This window comes from Bacillus sp. 007/AIA-02/001, from assembly GCF_004634455.1.
Classification (GTDB): Bacteria; Bacillota; Bacilli; order Bacillales; family Bacillaceae_G; genus Bacillus_A; species Bacillus_A cereus.
The window spans coordinates 30,102-48,713 of record NZ_SEIY01000024.1 but is presented as its reverse complement, the minus strand read 5'-3'; the positions used below and the strand labels follow the sequence as shown (position 1 = coordinate 48,713).

The window sequence follows — 18,612 nt, the reverse complement described above, 5'->3', positions numbered from 1 at the left end:
TGCCCTTTTAATTATCATTATACTAACTCGATAATTACCATTGGTGCTGCGTCTCCGCGACGTGGACCAATTTTTGCAATACGAGTGTATCCGCCTTGGCGCTCAGCATAGCGTGGAGCTACATCAGCGAATAGTTTTTGAAGTGCATCTTGACCAGTCTCAGCGTTAGCTACTTCATTGCGAATGAAAGCTGCTGCTTGACGACGAGCATGAAGATCTCCGCGTTTACCTAAAGTGATCATTTTTTCCACTACAGAACGAAGTTCTTTTGCACGAGTTTCTGTCGTTTGGATGCGCTCGTTGATAATTAAATCAGTAGCTAAATCACGTAACATAGCTTTACGTTGCGCACTTGTACGGCCTAATTTTCTGTATGCCATTCGTAGTTCCCTCCTTTGTTGATGGGTTTAAATCCTCAGTCGTCTTTACGTAAACCTAAACCTAATTCCTCAAGTTTATGTTTAACTTCTTCTAAGGATTTACGTCCTAAGTTACGAACTTTCATCATATCTTCTTCTGTTTTGTTCGCAAGCTCTTGTACAGTATTAATTCCTGCACGTTTTAGGCAATTATAAGAACGAACAGAAAGGTCTAGTTCTTCGATAGTCATCTCAAGAACTTTCTCTTTTTGATCTTCTTCCTTCTCGACCATAATCTCAGCATTTTGTGCTTCATCAGTTAAACCAACAAAGATATTTAAATGCTCAGTTAAGATTTTGGCACCTAAAGAGATAGCTTCTTTTGGCCCGATGCTTCCATCCGTCCATACATCAAGCGTAAGCTTATCATAATTAGCCACTTGTCCGACACGTGTCTTTTCCACTTGGTAAGTCACACGTGATACTGGAGTATAAATAGAATCAATAGGAATTACTCCTATTGGTTGATCTTCGCTTTTATTTGCATCAGCTGGCGTATACCCACGGCCACGCTTTGCAGTTAAACGCACGCGGAAATGCGCATCTTTTGCTAACGTTGCAATGTGTAAATCTGGATTTAAGATTTCTACATCACTATCGTGAGTAATATCAGCAGCTGTGACAATACCTTCGCCCTGTACATCAATTTCCAACGTCTTCTCTTCTTCAGAGTAGATTTTAAGAGCTAACTTTTTCAAGTTTAAGATGATCGTCGTAACGTCTTCTACTACGCCCTCAACTGTTGAAAATTCATGTAATACGCCATCGATTTGGATAGCAGTAACAGCGGCACCAGGGAGTGAGGATAAAAGAATACGACGTAAGGAGTTACCCAAAGTAGTACCATATCCACGCTCAAGCGGTTCAATTACGAATTTACCATATTTAGCATCTTCGTTAAGTTCAACCGTTTCGATTTTCGGCTTTTCGATTTCAATCATTAACTAAACCCTCCTTCAAAACGTCGAAACCCCGGTTAAACAAAGGTATAACCCCTGTCTAACCGAAAGTCCCCCTTAGGCAGTTCCCGATTGTGCACAACAAGCGATGTTTCTGTACGAAATTTCTCGATAATGCATCATATCCATTATAGACAAAAGGGAAAATTCTATACAGAAAAATTACACACGACGACGTTTTGGTGGACGACATCCATTATGAGGAACTGGAGTAACATCTCTAATTGCTGTTACTTCTAGACCTGCAGCTTGAAGAGCACGAATTGCAGCTTCACGACCAGCACCAGGACCTTTAACAGTAACCTCTAAAGTTTTTAAACCGTGTTCCATTGCAGCTTTAGCAGCAGTTTCAGCAGCCATTTGCGCAGCGAATGGAGTAGATTTACGAGATCCACGGAAACCAAGTGCACCAGCACTAGACCAAGAAAGTGCGTTACCGTGAGTATCTGTAAGTGTTACGATTGTGTTGTTGAAAGTAGAACGAATATGAGCTATACCAGCTTCAATATTCTTTTTCACACGTTTTTTACGAGTGTTTGTTTTACGTGCCATTGTTAGTTCAACCTCCTTTACTTATTATTTCTTTTTATTTGCTACTGTACGACGTGGACCTTTACGTGTACGAGCATTGTTTTTAGAGTTTTGACCACGAACTGGTAAACCACGACGGTGACGAAGACCACGGTAAGAACCGATCTCCATTAGACGTTTGATGTTAAGAGATACTTCACGACGAAGGTCTCCCTCAACTTTAATACGATCGATGATATCACGGATACGTCCTAATTCGTCTTCCGTTAAATCACGAACTCGTGTTTCTTCAGAAATACCTGCTTCAGCAAGAATTTTTTCAGCAGTTGTGCGACCAATGCCGAATACGTAAGTTAAAGAAATAACAACGCGTTTGTCTCGAGGAATATCTACACCTGCGATACGTGCCATTACGAATGCACCTCCTTCTGATTAACCTTGTTTTTGTTTATGTTTAGGGTTTTCACAAATAACCATTACTTTTCCACGTCTACGAATAACTTTACATTTTTCGCAGATTGGTTTAACTGACGGTCTTACTTTCATGTCTCGAACCTCCTTAAAGATTACGGAGTGCTATATTATTTAAAACGGTACGTAATACGACCACGATTTAAATCGTACGGAGATAATTCTACCGTAACTTTGTCTCCTGGTAAAATACGAATGAAGTTCATACGGATTTTACCAGAAACGTGAGCCAATACGACATGCCCATTCTCTAATTCTACTTTGAACATAGCATTTGGCAACGTTTCAAGAACGGTACCTTCGACTTCAATTACATCATCTTTAGCCATTCAATAGTTCTCCCTTCTTCAAATCAGTAACATTTTACACTGCTCTGAAATCCCGGAGAGCCAGCTACTTATAAAGTGGTAAGGATTTCGTATCCTGCTTCTGTAAGAGCAATCGTGTGCTCAAAATGGGCACACCATTTACCATCTACCGTTACCACTGTCCAGTCATCAGATAGTGTTTTTACATATCGTCTTCCTTGATTCACCATCGGCTCAACACAGATGACCATTCCCGGCTTTAATCTAGGGCCTCTATTTGGTGGACCATAGTGCGGGATTTGAGGGTCCTCATGTAAGTCTTGCCCGATTCCGTGACCAACATACTCCCTAACGATCGAGAATCCATTCTCTTCAGCATGGGTTTGAACCGCATGTGAGATATTTGATAATCTCTCGCCTGGTTTTACTTGTTCTAGACCAAGATACAACGATTTTTCTGTGACATCAAGTAGCTTTTGAACAGATTCAGAAATGTTTCCAACTGGATACGTCCATGCAGAATCTCCATGGTACCCATTGTATTTCGCACCAATATCGATACTGATGATATCGCCCTCTTTGAGCTTGCGCTTCCCTGGAATTCCGTGTACAAGCTCTTCATTTACAGAAGCACATATGCTCCCCGGAAATCCGTTGTATCCTTTAAAAGATGGCGTAGCACCATATTTTTGAATCGTCTTTTCCGCTATTTGATCGAGCTCTTTCGTTGTAATTCCTGGAGTAATGTGCTGTTTCAACTCTTGATGAGTCAAAGCAACGATCCTGCCAGCTTCTCGCATGATTTCTATCTCGCGAGGAGTTTTGCAGATTATCATTACGCTAAGCCTCCGATGAGAACATCGATATCAGCAAATACTTTATTGATATCTTGCTCACCATTAATGCTTTGTAAGTAACCAAGCTCTTCGTAGAAATCAAGCAAAGGTTTTGTTTGCTTAATATTTACATCTAAACGATTTGCTACAGTTTCTTCATTGTCATCAGAGCGTTGATATAATTCGCCACCACATTTATCGCACACATCAGCTTTTGCTGGTGGATTGAATTCTAAGTGGTAAGTCGCACCGCACTCTTTACAAATGCGACGGCCTGTAAGGCGTTTTAATAACAACCCTGAATCCACATTAATGTTTAAAACATAGTCGATTTTTTTGCCAAGATCTTTCATAATTTCTTCAAGAGCTGATGCTTGTGCAACAGTTCGTGGGAAACCGTCTAGTAAGAAACCTCTTACGCAGTCGTCTTGACTTAAACGTTCACGAACGATTCCGATCGTAACTTCATCTGGAACAAGTGCACCTTTATCAATAAAAGATTTTGCTTGTAGACCCATTTCAGTTTCAGCCTTCATAGCTGCACGGAACATGTCTCCTGTTGAAATGTGAGGGATGTTATACTTGGCAACAATCTGTTCGGCTTGTGTACCTTTACCAGCACCAGGAAGCCCCATTAAAATTAAGTTCATCCTTGTTCCCCCTCAGAGTACATGAGCATGTAGGGAAGACAATTCTTCCCACTTACTCACTGCTTGATAAACCCTTTGTAATGGCGTTTTACCAGTTGGCTTTCTAGCTGCTTCATTGTTTCTAAAGCAACGCCGACAACGATTAACATACTCGTTCCACCGATCTGTGCAGATGGAGGAAGATTTCCCAATTTCGTAAAGATAACTGGTAAGATTGCAATCGCTGCTAGGAAAATTGATCCTACAAAGGTCAAACGATACAAGATTTTTGTTAGATATTGTTCCGTATTCTTACCCGGACGAATACCTGGAACATATCCACCTTGCTTGTTTAGATTCTCTGACATTTGCTCTGGATTAACCTGAACAAATGCATAGAAATATGTGAAGGCTACAATGAGCGCAACATATATGATCATTCCCACTGGGTGAGAATAGTTAAAGTTTGCAATAATCCACTGCGATACATCATGTTTCGGGAAGAACTGTGCAATAGTCGGAGGCGTAATTAAGAATGAAACAGCAAAAATTACTGGAATAACACCAGCACTATTTACCTTAAGCGGTAAATGTGTGTTTTGTGCTCCAGCATAACCACCATTTCCTCCTGTTACACGCTTCGCATATTGAATTGGGATCTTTCTAACAGCCTGTTGAATGAAAATAACACCCACAATAACTGCTAGCACAGCTAGTAAAATCAATGCAACTTTAACGATACTCATGAACAATTGATCTCCGATATTTTGAAACTGTTGCTGATACACTTGAGATATAACACTTGGGATCGCTGCGGCAATACCGCCAAAGATAAGGATGGAAATACCATTACCTACACCTTTAGCTGTAATCTGTTCACCTAACCACATTAAAAATGCAGTACCAGCAGTCAGTACCGTAGCAATGTATAAATAAGTGCTCCAACCTGGATTCAAAATTAATTGTCCACCTACCATACCGTTAAAACCGATTGACATACCAAACCCCTGAATAAACGCAAGAACAATTGTAAAGTAACGCGTGAATTGCGTTAATTTACGACGGCCCATTTCACCTTGCTTCGACCATTCCGAAAATTTAGGAACAACATCCATCTGCAATAATTGCACGATGATGGATGCTGTAATATACGGCATGATTCCCATCGCAAAGATGGAGAAGTTTTTCAAGGCTCCACCGCCAAATGTATTTAGAATACCTAAAGCATTTAATTGATCTTGTGCCTTCAGTACGTCTCCATTTGTAAATGGCACGGGGATAAACGTGCCAATCCTGAATACGATTAACATCGCTAAAGTGAATAATATTTTACGTCTTATCTCAGCAACGCGCATAAAGTTGGAGATTGTACGAAACATTAGATCACCTCAACTGATCCGCCAGCTGCTTCAATTGCTTCTTTAGCACTTGAAGAGAACTTGTGCGCTTTAACAGTTAGTTTTTTCTCTACTGCTCCGCTTGCAAGAACTTTAACACCGTCGTTTAACTTGCTGATAACGCCAGTTTCCAGCAATAATTCAGGTGTTACTTCTGTACCATCTTCAAAACGATTTAACGTTGATAAGTTTACAATAGCAAACTCTTTACGGTTAATGTTTGTGAAGCCGCGTTTTGGTAAACGACGGAATAATGGAGTTTGACCACCTTCGAAGCCAAGACGAACACCGCCGCCAGAACGTGCGTTTTGTCCTTTATGACCTTTACCAGCAGTTTTACCGTTACCAGAACCGATACCACGACCGACACGGTTACGTACTTTACGAGAACCTTCTGCAGGTTTTAATTCATGAAGTTTCATTCCCAGGCACCTCCTTATATTAATGAGTTATCCTTAAGCTTCTTTTACAGTTACAAGGTGAGAAACTTTGTTGATCATACCAAGAATAGCAGGAGTTTCTTCCTTAACTACAGTTGAATTCAACTTTTTAAGACCTAAAGCTTCTACCGTCGCACGTTGATCTTGTGGACGACCAATTACACTACGAGTGAGGGTAATTTCTAACTTTTTCGCCATTTGTTTTCCCTCCTTAACCTAGTAGCTCTTCTACAGATTTACCGCGTAATTTTGCAACATCTTCAGCGCGCTTAAGTTCGCTTAATCCGTTCACAGTAGCGCGAATCATGTTGATTGGTGTGTTAGAACCAAGAGATTTCGAAAGAATATCTTGTACACCAGCTAATTCAAGGACCGCACGAACAGGTCCACCAGCAATAACACCAGTACCCTCAGCAGCAGGTTTTAAGAATACTTCACCAGCGCCAAAATGACCGTTGATTGTGTGTGGAATTGTTGTACCAACTAATGGTACAGCGATTAAGTTTTTCTTAGCGTCTTCGATAGCTTTACGGATTGCGTCTGGTACCTCTTGTGCTTTACCAGTACCGAATCCAACATGACCGTTTTTATCGCCAACTACAACTAGTGCAGCAAAGCGGAAACGACGACCACCCTTAACAACTTTCGCGACACGATTTATCGTAACTACACGTTCTTCAAGTTCTAATTTACTTGGGTCAATGCGATGCATCAATTTTCCCTCCTTTGACCATTAAAATTGTAATCCAGCCTCACGAGCAGCTTCAGCTAGAGCTTTAACACGGCCATGGTATAAGTAACCACCGCGATCAAATACTACTTCTTTAACGCCTTTCTCTACAGCACGCTTAGCAACTGATTCTCCAACTTTCGTAGCAGCTTCAATATTGCTAGTACCGTTAAGAGCAAGGTCTTTATCAAGAGTAGATGCACTTACTAACGTTACACCATTCACATCATCAATAACTTGAGCGTAAATATGTTGGTTAGAACGGAACACGTTTAAACGTGGACGCTCTGCAGTACCAGTAAGTTTAGCACGTACACGTGCATGTCTTTTCTTACGAGTCGCATTTTTATCAGCTTTAGTGATCATTCTTGTCACTCCTTTCTCTCACCTAACGGGTTTACTTAGCAGTTTTACCTTCTTTACGACGAACAACTTCGCCTTCGTAACGAATACCTTTACCTTTGTAAGGCTCAGGAGCACGTACAGCACGGATGTTAGCAGCGAATTCGCCAACACGTTGCTTGTCGATACCTTTAATTACGATCTTAGTTGGTGCAGGTACTTCAACTTCAAGACCTGCTTCCGGAGTCATTTCTACTGGATGAGAATAACCTACGCTTAATACAAGTTTATCACCTTGTTTTTGAGCACGGTAACCAACACCGACTAATTCAAGTCCGCGTGCGAAACCTTCAGTTACACCTTCAACCATGTTTCCGATTAAAGCACGAGTTGTACCGTGTAATGCACGGTGTTCCTTCTGTTCAGATGGACGCTCAACTGTTAATGTATTCTCTTCAATTTTGATAAGCATATCAGCATTGAAAGTACGAGTTAATTCACCTTTAGGGCCTTTTACTGTTACAGTATTGTCTTCTGCAACTGTAATAGTAACACCTGCAGGGATTTCAAGAATCTTTTTACCAATACGAGACATGTGGTCACACCTCCGTTCGTTTTAAATATATATTACCAAACGTATGCTACTACTTCTCCACCAGTTTGTAATTGACGAGCGTCTTTGTCTGTCATTACTCCCTTAGATGTAGAAACAAGAGCGATACCTAATCCGTTAAGTACACGTGGTACTTCGTCAGCTTTAGCGTAAACGCGTAAGCCAGGTTTACTGATACGTTTTAATCCAGTGATTACACGTTCATTGTTTGCACCATATTTCAGGAAAATACGAAGGATACCTTGTTTGTTATCCTCGATGTATTCTACATCACGAATGAAACCTTCACGTTTTAAAAGTTCAGCGATCTCTTTTTTGATTTTAGAAGCAGGAACCTCTAATTTCTCATGACGTACCATGTTCGCATTACGGATGCGAGTAAGCATGTCTGCAATTGGATCTGTCATCACCATGTGTTTTACCTCCTTCCCATTTGTGGGTTTTACCAACTAGCTTTTTTAACACCAGGAATTTGACCTTTATATGCAAGTTCACGGAAACAAATACGGCAAAGTTTAAATTTGCGGTATACAGAATGCGGACGACCGCAGCGTTCGCAACGTGTATACTCTTGTACTTTAAACTTAGGAGTACGCTTTTGTTTCGCTATCATAGATTTTTTAGCCACGTTTTCGCCTCCTCTACTTAGCGTTGGCTTCCATTATTTTTGGAATGGCATACCGAATTGTGTTAAAAGTTCACGAGCTTCTTCATCAGTTTTCGCTGTAGTAACGATTACGATGTCCATACCGCGGACTTTGCTTACTTTATCATAATCAATCTCAGGGAAAATAAGTTGCTCTTTAACACCTAATGTATAGTTTCCACGACCATCGAATGATTTCTTAGAAACACCACGGAAATCACGTACACGTGGTAAAGAAACTGATACTAATTTGTCGAAGAACTCATACATTTGCTCGCCGCGTAAAGTTACTTTCGCACCGATTGGCATACCTTCACGAAGACGGAAACCAGCGATTGATTTTTTAGCACGAGTTACAACAGGTTTTTGACCTGTGATTTGTGTTAATTCTTCTACTGCGTTGTCTAACGCTTTTGAGTTAGATACCGCGTCACCAACACCAGTGTTGATTACGATCTTTTCGATTTTTGGTACCTGCATTACAGATTTATAGTTAAACTTGCTCACTAGAGCAGGAGTAATTTCCTTTTGGAACTTCTCTTTAAGGCGATTCAATGAAGTGACCTCCTTTCTTAAGAAAATTATTTATCTAATAATTCACCAGATTTTTTTGCAATACGAACTTTTTTACCATCTTCTACTTTGAAGCCTACACGAGTAGGTTCACCTGTTTTCGGATCTAAAATCATAACGTTAGAAACGTGAATAGGTGCTTCTTTAGTAATAATTCCACCTTGTGGATTTAATTGAGATGGCTTAGAGTGCTTCTTAACGATATTGACACCCTCAACGATAACACGGTTTTGCTTTGGGAAAGCCACAAGGATAACGCCTTGTTTTCCTTTGTCTTTACCAGTGATTACCTGTACTTTATCACCTTTTTTTACATGCATCTTAATTCTGCACCTCCTTAGCAAGGCAATACCTTAAATTATAGAACTTCTGGAGCTAAAGAAACGATCTTCATGAAGTTGCTATCACGTAATTCACGAGCTACTGGTCCGAAGATACGAGTACCACGTGGGCTCTTATCGTCTTTAATGATAACCGCTGCGTTTTCATCAAATTTGATGTAAGAACCGTCCGGACGACGAGCTCCGCTCTTCGTACGTACCACTACTGCTTTAACAACGTCACCTTTTTTAACAACGCCACCTGGTGTTGCTTGTTTTACCGTAGCAACGATAATGTCACCAATGTTAGCATATTTACGACCAGAGCCGCCTAATACTTTAATTGTTAAAAGTTCACGTGCACCAGAGTTGTCAGCAACTTTCAAACGAGATTCTTGTTGGATCATGTTATGAAACCTCCCTTCGGACTAAAAATTCCGATTCGTCTATTTAGATAATAACCGCTTCTTCAACGATTTCAACTAAACGGAAACGCTTAGTAGCAGAAAGCGGGCGAGTTTCCATGATTTTAACGATATCGCCAAGTTTCGCTTGGTTTTGCTCATCATGGGCTTTGTACTTCTTAGAATACTTAACACGTTTTCCGTACAAGGAATGAGTTTTGTAAGTTTCAACTAAAACTGTAATCGTTTTGTCCATTTTGTCAGACACTACACGACCAGTATAAACTTTGCGTTGGTTACGTTCGCTCACTATGCAAACCTCCCCTCAATTTATCGATTAATTCCGATCTCTCTTTCACGAACTACAGTTTTCATACGAGCAATTGCTTTACGCACTTCACGAATGCGAGTTGGATTCTCTAATTGTCCTGTAGCAAGTTGGAAGCGAAGATTAAACAACTCTTCCTTTAAAGCTTTAACTTTTGTTTCGATTTCGGCAGTGGTTAATTCACGAATATCATTAGTTTTCATTAGATTCACCACCATTTTCTTCACGTTTTACGAATTTACATTTCACAGGTAACTTGTGAGCTGCAAGACGTAATGCTTCGCGTGCTACCTCTTCAGATACACCCGCGATTTCGAACATAATTTTCCCAGGTTTTACTACTGCTACCCAGCCTTCTGGTGCCCCTTTACCGGAACCCATACGTACTTCTAGAGGTTTTGCAGTGTAAGGTTTAGAAGGGAAAATTTTAATCCATACTTTACCGCCACGTTTCATGTAACGAGTCATTGCACGACGAGCAGCTTCGATTTGACGGTTTGTAATCCATGAAGCAGCTTGTGCTTGTAAACCGAATTCACCGAAAGCAATTTCAGTTCCACCTTTAGCACGACCACGCATTTTACCACGATGCTCTCTACGATATTTTACGCGTTTTGGCATTAACATATTATTTTCCTCCTTCCTCAGAAGCTTTCTTTTTTGTAGGAAGGACTTCTCCACGGTAGATCCATACTTTTACGCCTAATTTACCGTATGTTGTATCAGCTTCAACTGCTGCATAGTCAATATCAGCGCGAAGTGTATGAAGTGGAACAGTTCCTTCACTGTAAGATTCTGCACGAGCGATATCAGCTCCGCCAAGACGACCAGAAACCTGTGTTTTAATACCTTTAGCACCTGCACGCATAGCACGTTGAATAACTTGCTTTTGTGCACGACGGAATGATACACGGTTTTCTAATTGACGAGCGATGTTTTCGCCTACTAATTTAGCGTTAAGATCAGCTCTCTTAACTTCTAAAATGTTGATGTGTACACGCTTGCCTGTTAATTGGTTAAGAGCTTTACGAAGTGCTTCAACTTCAGTACCACCTTTACCAATTACCATACCAGGTTTTGCAGTGTGAATTGTAACATTTACACGATTTGCTGCACGTTCGATTTCTACTTTAGCAACAGCAGAATCTTTTAAGCGTACATTAATGTACTCACGGATTTTGATGTCTTCATGTAATAATGTAGCGTAATCTTTCTCAGCGAACCAACGAGATTCCCAGTCACGGATAACGCCGACACGAAGACCAATTGGATTAACCTTTTGACCCATCGATTATCCCTCCTTCTTTTCTGATACCACAACTGTGATGTGGCTTGTGCGTTTGTTAATTTGGCTTGCACGACCCATTGCACGTGGACGGAAACGTTTTAACGTTGGACCTTCGTCAACGAAAACTTTTTCTACAACTAGGTTGTTAATGTCCATCTCATAATTGTGCTCTGCATTTGCGATTGCAGATTTTAAAACTTTTTCTACAACTGGAGAAGCAGTTTTTGGTGTGTGGTTAAGGATAGCAATCGCTTCACCCACTTGCTTGCCTCGGATTAAGTCTACTACTAAACGAACTTTACGAGGAGCAATACGAACTGTTCTCGCTACTGCTTTAGCTTGCATTGAAGTGCCTCCTCTCATTATCTTCTAGTTTTCTTATCGTCAGCAAGGTGACCTTTGTACGTACGAGTTGGTGCGAATTCACCTAACTTATGGCCAACCATATCCTCAGTGATGTACACAGGTACGTGTTTACGACCATCATATACAGCAATTGTGTGTCCGATGAACTGAGGGAAGATTGTTGAACGGCGAGACCAAGTTTTAACAACTTGTTTTTGCTCAGATGCAACTAATTTTTCCATTTTGCTCATTAAGTGATCATCGACAAATGGTCCTTTTTTTAAGCTACGAGCCATTTTGGTGCCTCCCTTCGTGATTGGCGTACGGTTCTAGAAATGAACCGTACTACAATCCCATTATTTTTTACGACGACGAACGATGAATTTGTCAGACGCTTTGTTTTTCTTACGAGTCTTGAATCCAAGAGTTGGTTTACCCCATGGAGACATTGGAGACTTACGTCCGATTGGAGAACGTCCTTCACCACCACCGTGTGGGTGATCAACCGGGTTCATTACAGAACCACGAACTGTTGGGCGTTTACCTAACCAGCGAGAGCGACCTGCTTTACCGATTTTGATAAGTTCGTGTTGTTCGTTACCTACTTGACCGATTGAAGCGCGACAAGCAGATAATACAAGACGTACTTCACCAGAAGTTAAACGTACAAGTACGTATTTACCTTCTTTACCAAGTACTTGAGCAGATGTACCAGCAGAACGAACTAATTGTCCGCCACGACCAGGCTTAAGCTCGATGTTATGAACAACAGTACCTACTGGAATGTTGATTAATGGTAATGCGTTACCGATTTTAATGTCAGCTTCTGGGCCAGACATAACTTCCATACCTACTTCTAAAGATTTAGGAGCAAGAATGTAACGTTTTTCACCGTCAACGTAGTTAATTAATGCGATATTCGCAGAGCGGTTTGGATCGTATTCGATCGTAGCAACGCGTCCTGGAATTCCATCTTTGTTACGCTTAAAGTCGATGATACGGTATTGACGCTTATGTCCGCCACCTTGATGACGTACAGTGATTTTACCTTGGTTATTACGACCAGCCTTCTTGCTTAAAGGAGCAAGTAATGACTTTTCGGGTCTATCAGTCGTGATTTCAGCGAAATCATTCGTAGTCATATTACGACGACCGTTAGTAGTTGGATTATACTTTTTGATTCCCATCTCAATTTCCCTCCTTCTTTAGTAAGAATTAAACGCCTTGGAAGATTTCGATTTCTTTGCTGTCAGCAGTTAGCTTAACGATTGCTTTACGACGACGGCTAGTAAAACCAGCGTGACGACCAACGCGTTTTGCTTTCGGCTTGTAGTTCATGATGTTCACTTTTTCTACTTTAACACCAAAGATCGCTTCAAGAGCATCTTTAACTTCTGTTTTATTAGATTTAACGTCCACATCGAACGTGTATTTTTTTTCAGCCATCATTTCCATAGAACGTTCAGTGATAACTGGGCGCTTAATGATATCACGAGGATCTCTCATTATGCAAGCACCTCCTCTACTTTTTCCACTGCCGCTTTTGTCATGATTAGCTTATCATGATGAAGCACGTCTAAAACGTTTACGCCATCAGCAGTGATTACTGTTACTCCAGGGATATTGCGAGCAGATAACTCTACAGATTCGTTTGCATCAGCAGTTACGATAAGAGCTTTCTTCTCAACAGTTAATCCTTTAAGTACTGCTAGCATATCTTTTGTTTTTGGTGCATTTAACACTAGGTCTTCAAGAACTACAATGTTGTTCTCAACTACTTTAGTAGCTAATGCAGATTTGATTGCTAAACGACGAACTTTCTTAGGAAGTTTGTACGCATAGCTTCTTGGTGTAGGTCCGAATACCGTACCACCACCACGCCATTGAGGAGAGCGGATAGACCCTTGACGAGCACGTCCAGTTCCTTTTTGACGCCATGGTTTACGACCACCACCGCGAACTTCAGAGCGAGTTTTTACTTTGTGTGTACCTTGACGTAAAGATGCACGTTGCATCATTACAGCTTCGAAAAGTACAGCTTCATTTGGTTCGATACCGAAAATAGCTTCAGCTAATTCGATTTCACCAACCTGTGAACCAGTTTGGTTATATACAGTAACTTTTGGCATTGGAATTCCTCCTTCCTATTGTGAATTATTTGCTAACCTTCACAGCGCCTTGAACAACTACAAGAGATTTCTTAGCACCTGGAACGTTACCTTTTACTAGTAATAAGTTGCGCTCAGTGTCAACTTGAACGATTTCTAAGTTTTGGATAGTAACTTGGTCTCCACCCATACGTCCAGCAAGTTTTTTGCCTTTGAATACACGGTTCGGAGCAACTGGGCCCATTGAACCTGGACGACGGTGATAGCGAGAACCATGAGACATAGGTCCGCGAGATTGTCCGTGGCGTTTGATAACACCTTGGAAACCTTTACCTTTAGAAATTCCTGTTACATCAACGATTTCACCTGTAGCGAATACGTCAACTTTTACCTCTTGACCAACCTCTAATCCGTCCACGTCTGCATCGCGGATTTCGCGAATGAAGCGCTTAGGAGTTGTAGATGCTTTAGCAGTGTGGCCTTGTTCAGGTTTGTTAGTTAATTTTTCACGTTTATCTTCAAATCCTAACTGGATTGCATTGTAGCCATCAGTTTCAGTTGTTTTCTTTTGAAGAACAACGTTTGGATTAGCAGCGATAACTGTTACTGGGATTAACTCACCGTTCTCAGCAAATACTTGAGTCATACCGATCTTTCTTCCTAAGATTCCTTTGGTCATGAGTTACACCTCCTACATTTTTAAGTTATATAAATTATAGTTTGATTTCGATATCTACACCAGATGGTAAATCTAAACGCATTAATGAATCTACTGTTTGTGGAGTAGGACTCACGATGTCGATTAGACGTTTGTGCGTGCGCATTTCGAATTGCTCACGAGAATCTTTGTACTTATGAACAGCACGAAGAATTGTGTAAACAGTTTTTTCAGTTGGTAATGGGATCGGACCAGAAACTGTTGCCCCAGAACGCTTAGCTGTTTCTACAATTTTCTCAGCTGACTGATCAAGAATACGGTGATCGTAAGCTTTTAAACGGATACGAATTTTTTCTTTTGCCATTATTTTCCCTCCTTCGTTCGCCTATTTCTAAAATAGACCTTCTCCATGGAAATTTCCCCACACCATGCCATGGCAAAGCGGCCGGGTGTGTCAGCAACCTTCCACTTCATCGCAGTCAAAGACCAACATTGTCTATTATACAATGTTATTCGTCTAGATGCAAGCATCTTTTTGTTTGCATCTGCTTTTCTCTACTTTTGCTATTATACATGGCACTTTAAAGAATTTCAAGTTTTCATCTAACAGAATTCATTTTACAGTTTCTGGATTATCTTTTGTTGTTTTTATATTACTATAGAAGAAACTCGTCAAAACAAAAAAACACTCTCTTCTCCCTTATATAAACGCAAACAAAAAACCTAAGGGAAAATCCCTTAGGTTTTTTTATATCAGTTAAGATTACTCAACGATAGTAGCAACTACACCGTAACCTACTGTACGTCCACCTTCACGAATAGAGAATTTAGTTCCCTCTTCGATAGCGATTGGAGCGATAAGTTCGATAGTCATTTCGATGTTGTCACCAGGCATTACCATTTCAGTACCTTCTGGTAATTGGATGATACCAGTTACGTCAGTTGTACGGAAGTAGAACTGAGGACGGTAGTTAGCGAAGAATGGAGTGTGACGTCCACCTTCTTCTTTAGATAATACGAAAACTTCAGCTTTGAATTTAGCGTGAGCTTTTACAGAACCGCTTTTTGCAAGTACTTGTCCACGTTGGATGTCTTCACGAGCAACCCCACGAAGTAAAGCACCGATGTTGTCTCCAGCTTGAGCTTGGTCAAGAAGTTTACGGAACATCTCTACACCAGTTACAGTTGTAGAAGCATTTTCTTCAGCAAGACCGATGATTTCTACTACGTCACCAACTTTAACGATACCGCGCTCAACACGACCAGTAGCAACTGTACCACGACCTGTGATAGAGAATACGTCCTCTACAGGCATTAAGAATGGTTTGTCAGTTTCACGTTCTGGAGTTGGGATGTAAGCATCAACTTCAGCCATTAATTCAATGATTTTTGCTTCCCAATCAGCTTCTCCTTGAAGAGCTTTAAGAGCAGAACCTTTGATTACAGGAATGTCGTCGCCTGGGAATCCGTATTCAGATAATAGGTCGCGAACTTCCATTTCTACTAATTCTAATAATTCTTCGTCATCTACCATGTCGCATTTGTTTAAGAATACAACGATGTAAGGAACACCTACTTGACGAGAAAGAAGGATGTGCTCACGTGTTTGAGGCATTGGGCCATCAGCAGCAGATACTACTAAGATACCGCCGTCCATTTGAGCAGCACCAGTGATCATGTTTTTAACATAGTCAGCGTGACCTGGGCAGTCAACGTGTGCATAGTGACGAGTTTCAGTTTCGTACTCAACGTGTGCAGTTGAGATTGTGATACCGCGCTCTCTTTCTTCTGGAGCAGCATCGATTTGATCGTATCCGCGTGCTTCAGCACCACCAGCTTTTGCAAGAACTGTAGTGATCGCAGCAGTTAATGTAGTTTTACCATGGTCAACGTGGCCGATTGTACCGATGTTAACATGGGGTTTAGAACGTTCGAATTTAGCTTTAGCCATTCTAAATTCCTCCTTAGTTTATATAGGTTATTTTATATTTAGACTAGAAAGTGAAACTTACGTCCCACTTTCTAAGCTTACATAAGTAGTTATACTTGAACAATCGATAAAAATCAATTATTCACCTTTATTTTTTTTGATAATTTCTTCAGAAACAGACTTTGGTACTTCTTCATAGTGGTCAAACACCATAGAGAATGTTCCGCGTCCTTGAGTGTTAGAACGTAATGACGTTGCATAACCGAACATTTCAGAAAGTGGAACCATAGCGCGAACAACTTGTGCGTTACCGCGAGCTTCCATACCTTCTACACGTCCACGACGAGATGTTACGTCACCCATAATGTCACCCATGTACTCTTCAGGAATTACAACTTCAACTTTCATCATTGGCTCAAGAATTACTGGGCTACATTTAGAAACCGCAGCTTTAAGTGCCATAGATGCAGCGATTTTGAACGCCATCTCAGATGAATCGACATCATGGTAAGATCCGTCAACTAATGCAGCTTTAATGTCAACTAGTGGATAACCAGCTAGTACACCATTTTTAAGTGCATCTTCAAGACCTGCTCCAACAGCTGGGATGTATTCACGAGGAACTACACCACCGACGATCTTGTTTTCGAATTCGAATCCTTTACCTTCTTCGTTAGGTTCAAACTCAATCCAAACGTGACCGAATTGTCCACGACCACCAGATTGACGAGCGAACTTACCTTCAACTTTCGCAGCAGCGCGGAAAGTCTCACGGTATGCTACCTGAGGAGCACCAACGTTTGCTTCCACTTTGAATTCACGACGCATACGGTCAACGATGATATCAAGGTGAAGTTCACCCATACCAGCGATGATAGTTTGGCCAGTTTCTTGGTCAGTGTGAGCACGGAATGTTGGATCTTCTTCAGAAAGCTTAGATAATGCTGTACCCATTTTATCTTGGTCAGCTTTAGATTTTGGTTCGATAGCTACAGAGATAACTGGCTCTGGGAATTCCATAGACTCAAGGATAACAAGGCTCTTCTCGTCACAAAGAGTATCACCAGTAGTAGTATCTTTTAAACCTACAGCAGCAGCGATATCACCAGCGTAAACTGTTGAAATCTCTTCACGGCTGTTAGCGTGCATTTGTAGGATACGACCTACACGCTCACGCTTACCTTTAGTTGAGTTTTTCACGTATGATCCAGAGTTTAACACACCAGAGTACACACGGAAGAACGTTAACTTACCAACATAAGGGTCAGTCATGATTTTGAATGCTAAAGCTGCGAATGGTTCTTCATCGCTAGACTTACGTTCTACTTCTTCATCTGTATCCGGTAGAGTACCTTTAATAGCAGGTACATCTAGTGGAGATGGAAGGTAGTCGATAACTGCGTCTAACAGAATTTGAACACCTTTGTTTTTGAATGCAGAACCACAGATTACTGGGAAGAATTCTACAGAAGTTGTAGCCTTACGGATACCAGCTTTAAGCTCTTCTACAGTGATTTCTTCACCTTCTAGGTACTTCATCATCATTTCTTCATCAAGCTCAGCTACCGCTTCAATAAGTTTTCCACGGTATTCTTCAGCTAATTCTTTGTGCTCTTCAGGAATTTCAACACGTTGAATGTCTGTTCCTAAATCGTTACCGTACATGTAAGCACACTCTTCAACAAGGTCAATGATACCATTGAACTCATCTTCAGCACCGATTGGTAACTGAATTGGATGTGCGTTTGCTTGTAAACGATCGTGGATTGTTCCTACAGAGTATAAGAAATCTGCACCGATCTTATCCATTTTGTTAACGAATACGATACGAGGTACGCCGTAAGTAGTAGCCTGACGCCAAACAGTTTCTGTTTGTGGTTCTACACCAGATTGCGCATCAAGTACTGCTACAGCGCCATCAAGTACGCGTAAAGAACGTTCTACTTCTACTGTGAAATCTACGTGTCCTGGAGTATCAATGATGTTTACACGATGACCTTTCCATTGTGCTGTAGTTGCAGCAGAAGTAATTGTGATACCACGCTCTTGCTCTTGCTCCATCCAGTCCATCTGAGATGCACCTTCGTGAGTTTCACCGATTTTATGAATACGTCCTGTGTAGTACAGAATACGCTCAGTTGCTGTTGTTTTACCAGCATCGATGTGAGCCATGATACCAATATTACGAGTGTTTTCTAAAGAGAACTCTCTTGCCATTTGGTGTCTTGCTCCTTCCATATATGGATTGGATTTTTTTATTTTAAGTAGCAAAAAAGCCACTTTATATTGTTACACATGTCAGTATGTCCAGTACTCTCATTATGTAAAACGAGCGCC

At 41.0% G+C, this 18,612-nt stretch carries 32 protein-coding genes; all 32 read right to left on the bottom strand.

Annotation, left to right across the window (positions count from 1 at the left end; genetic code table 11):
• Positions 1–17: 17 nt before the first annotated feature.
• Complete coding sequence (rplQ, locus tag ES895_RS26810; RefSeq protein ID WP_000331490.1) at positions 18–380, bottom strand: 50S ribosomal protein L17; 363 nt, start codon at positions 378–380, stop codon at positions 18–20.
• Positions 381–415: 35 nt separating this feature from the next.
• Positions 416–1,360, bottom strand: coding sequence for a DNA-directed RNA polymerase subunit alpha (locus ES895_RS26805; RefSeq protein WP_000569643.1), 945 nt, complete (start codon positions 1,358–1,360; stop codon positions 416–418).
• Between the two features lie 180 nt (positions 1,361–1,540).
• Entirely contained in the window at positions 1,541–1,930 is a 390-nt protein-coding gene (gene rpsK, locus ES895_RS26800; protein WP_000101798.1) for a 30S ribosomal protein S11, read from the bottom strand.
• A gap of 24 nt (positions 1,931–1,954) precedes the next feature.
• On the bottom strand, positions 1,955–2,320 hold the full coding sequence (gene rpsM / locus ES895_RS26795; protein ID WP_000090788.1) for a 30S ribosomal protein S13: 366 nt from the start codon (positions 2,318–2,320) through the stop codon (positions 1,955–1,957).
• A gap of 21 nt (positions 2,321–2,341) precedes the next feature.
• On the bottom strand, positions 2,342–2,455 hold the full coding sequence (rpmJ, locus tag ES895_RS26790) for a 50S ribosomal protein L36 (protein ID WP_000868344.1): 114 nt from the start codon (positions 2,453–2,455) through the stop codon (positions 2,342–2,344).
• Positions 2,456–2,490: 35 nt separating this feature from the next.
• Positions 2,491–2,709, bottom strand: coding sequence for a translation initiation factor IF-1 (gene infA, locus ES895_RS26785; protein WP_001029884.1), 219 nt, complete (start codon positions 2,707–2,709; stop codon positions 2,491–2,493).
• A gap of 68 nt (positions 2,710–2,777) precedes the next feature.
• Positions 2,778–3,524, bottom strand: coding sequence for a type I methionyl aminopeptidase (gene map, locus ES895_RS26780; RefSeq protein ID WP_000582539.1), 747 nt, complete (start codon positions 3,522–3,524; stop codon positions 2,778–2,780).
• Positions 3,524–4,174, bottom strand: coding sequence for an adenylate kinase (locus tag ES895_RS26775; RefSeq protein ID WP_001048989.1), 651 nt, complete (start codon positions 4,172–4,174; stop codon positions 3,524–3,526). The genes map and ES895_RS26775 overlap by 1 nt, the downstream gene beginning before the upstream one ends.
• A 56-nt stretch (positions 4,175–4,230) precedes the next feature.
• Positions 4,231–5,532, bottom strand: a complete 1,302-nt coding sequence (gene secY, locus ES895_RS26770) for a preprotein translocase subunit SecY (protein WP_000490117.1) — start codon at positions 5,530–5,532, stop codon at positions 4,231–4,233.
• A complete protein-coding gene (gene rplO, locus ES895_RS26765; protein WP_000766081.1) occupies positions 5,532–5,972 on the bottom strand; it encodes a 50S ribosomal protein L15 in 441 nt (146 codons plus the stop codon). The genes secY and rplO overlap by 1 nt, the downstream gene beginning before the upstream one ends.
• 33 nt (positions 5,973–6,005) lie before the next feature.
• A complete protein-coding gene (gene rpmD, locus ES895_RS26760; protein ID WP_001085234.1) occupies positions 6,006–6,188 on the bottom strand; it encodes a 50S ribosomal protein L30 in 183 nt (60 codons plus the stop codon).
• A gap of 13 nt (positions 6,189–6,201) precedes the next feature.
• Positions 6,202–6,702: a 30S ribosomal protein S5 gene (gene rpsE, locus ES895_RS26755; protein ID WP_000554646.1), complete on the bottom strand. Its 501-nt coding sequence runs from the start codon at positions 6,700–6,702 to the stop codon at positions 6,202–6,204.
• A 21-nt stretch (positions 6,703–6,723) separates the two neighbouring features.
• Positions 6,724–7,086 carry a 50S ribosomal protein L18 gene (gene rplR, locus ES895_RS26750; protein WP_000628816.1) on the bottom strand — a complete coding sequence of 121 codons (363 nt, stop codon included), beginning with the start codon at positions 7,084–7,086 and terminating at the stop codon, positions 6,724–6,726.
• 31 nt (positions 7,087–7,117) lie between these two features.
• Entirely contained in the window at positions 7,118–7,657 is a 540-nt protein-coding gene (gene rplF / locus ES895_RS26745) for a 50S ribosomal protein L6 (protein ID WP_000086558.1), read from the bottom strand.
• A gap of 32 nt (positions 7,658–7,689) precedes the next feature.
• Positions 7,690–8,088 (bottom strand): 30S ribosomal protein S8, encoded by a 399-nt coding sequence (rpsH, locus tag ES895_RS26740; RefSeq protein WP_000245511.1) that lies wholly within the window; start codon positions 8,086–8,088, stop codon positions 7,690–7,692.
• A 29-nt stretch (positions 8,089–8,117) separates the two neighbouring features.
• Positions 8,118–8,303 carry a 30S ribosomal protein S14 gene (gene rpsN, locus ES895_RS26735; RefSeq protein ID WP_001085700.1) on the bottom strand — a complete coding sequence of 62 codons (186 nt, stop codon included), beginning with the start codon at positions 8,301–8,303 and terminating at the stop codon, positions 8,118–8,120.
• Between the two features lie 33 nt (positions 8,304–8,336).
• Positions 8,337–8,876, bottom strand: a complete 540-nt coding sequence (rplE, locus tag ES895_RS26730; protein ID WP_001080831.1) for a 50S ribosomal protein L5 — start codon at positions 8,874–8,876, stop codon at positions 8,337–8,339.
• 26 nt (positions 8,877–8,902) lie between these two features.
• Positions 8,903–9,214, bottom strand: a complete 312-nt coding sequence (rplX, locus tag ES895_RS26725; RefSeq protein ID WP_000558200.1) for a 50S ribosomal protein L24 — start codon at positions 9,212–9,214, stop codon at positions 8,903–8,905.
• A gap of 38 nt (positions 9,215–9,252) precedes the next feature.
• A complete protein-coding gene (rplN, locus tag ES895_RS26720; RefSeq protein WP_000615912.1) occupies positions 9,253–9,621 on the bottom strand; it encodes a 50S ribosomal protein L14 in 369 nt (122 codons plus the stop codon).
• A gap of 43 nt (positions 9,622–9,664) precedes the next feature.
• The gene (gene rpsQ / locus ES895_RS26715; protein WP_000004106.1) at positions 9,665–9,928 is read right to left on the bottom strand and encodes a 30S ribosomal protein S17; all 264 of its coding nucleotides are present in this window, start codon (positions 9,926–9,928) and stop codon (positions 9,665–9,667) included.
• Positions 9,929–9,948: 20 nt separating this feature from the next.
• Positions 9,949–10,149, bottom strand: coding sequence for a 50S ribosomal protein L29 (gene rpmC / locus ES895_RS26710; RefSeq protein ID WP_000855718.1), 201 nt, complete (start codon positions 10,147–10,149; stop codon positions 9,949–9,951).
• Positions 10,139–10,573, bottom strand: a complete 435-nt coding sequence (gene rplP, locus ES895_RS26705) for a 50S ribosomal protein L16 (RefSeq protein ID WP_000928969.1) — start codon at positions 10,571–10,573, stop codon at positions 10,139–10,141. The genes rpmC and rplP overlap by 11 nt, the downstream gene beginning before the upstream one ends.
• 1 nt (position 10,574) lies before the next feature.
• Positions 10,575–11,234, bottom strand: a complete 660-nt coding sequence (gene rpsC, locus ES895_RS26700; RefSeq protein ID WP_000529956.1) for a 30S ribosomal protein S3 — start codon at positions 11,232–11,234, stop codon at positions 10,575–10,577.
• A gap of 3 nt (positions 11,235–11,237) precedes the next feature.
• Positions 11,238–11,579, bottom strand: a complete 342-nt coding sequence (rplV, locus tag ES895_RS26695) for a 50S ribosomal protein L22 (RefSeq protein WP_001148024.1) — start codon at positions 11,577–11,579, stop codon at positions 11,238–11,240.
• 17 nt (positions 11,580–11,596) lie between these two features.
• On the bottom strand, positions 11,597–11,875 hold the full coding sequence (rpsS, locus tag ES895_RS26690; protein WP_000124454.1) for a 30S ribosomal protein S19: 279 nt from the start codon (positions 11,873–11,875) through the stop codon (positions 11,597–11,599).
• Positions 11,876–11,935: 60 nt separating this feature from the next.
• Entirely contained in the window at positions 11,936–12,766 is an 831-nt protein-coding gene (gene rplB, locus ES895_RS26685; RefSeq protein WP_000511583.1) for a 50S ribosomal protein L2, read from the bottom strand.
• Between the two features lie 28 nt (positions 12,767–12,794).
• Positions 12,795–13,085, bottom strand: coding sequence for a 50S ribosomal protein L23 (gene rplW / locus ES895_RS26680; protein WP_001205558.1), 291 nt, complete (start codon positions 13,083–13,085; stop codon positions 12,795–12,797).
• Positions 13,085–13,708 (bottom strand): 50S ribosomal protein L4, encoded by a 624-nt coding sequence (gene rplD / locus ES895_RS26675; RefSeq protein WP_001127258.1) that lies wholly within the window; start codon positions 13,706–13,708, stop codon positions 13,085–13,087. The genes rplW and rplD overlap by 1 nt, the downstream gene beginning before the upstream one ends.
• Positions 13,709–13,733: 25 nt before the next feature.
• Positions 13,734–14,366 carry a 50S ribosomal protein L3 gene (gene rplC, locus ES895_RS26670; RefSeq protein WP_000160207.1) on the bottom strand — a complete coding sequence of 211 codons (633 nt, stop codon included), beginning with the start codon at positions 14,364–14,366 and terminating at the stop codon, positions 13,734–13,736.
• Positions 14,367–14,400: 34 nt separating this feature from the next.
• Positions 14,401–14,709: a 30S ribosomal protein S10 gene (gene rpsJ, locus ES895_RS26665; RefSeq protein ID WP_001040596.1), complete on the bottom strand. Its 309-nt coding sequence runs from the start codon at positions 14,707–14,709 to the stop codon at positions 14,401–14,403.
• Between the two features lie 399 nt (positions 14,710–15,108).
• Positions 15,109–16,296 carry an elongation factor Tu gene (gene tuf / locus ES895_RS26655; protein ID WP_001029614.1) on the bottom strand — a complete coding sequence of 396 codons (1,188 nt, stop codon included), beginning with the start codon at positions 16,294–16,296 and terminating at the stop codon, positions 15,109–15,111.
• 117 nt (positions 16,297–16,413) lie between these two features.
• Positions 16,414–18,492 (bottom strand): elongation factor G, encoded by a 2,079-nt coding sequence (fusA, locus tag ES895_RS26650; RefSeq protein WP_000090370.1) that lies wholly within the window; start codon positions 18,490–18,492, stop codon positions 16,414–16,416.
• Between the last annotated feature and the right edge of the window lie 120 nt (positions 18,493–18,612).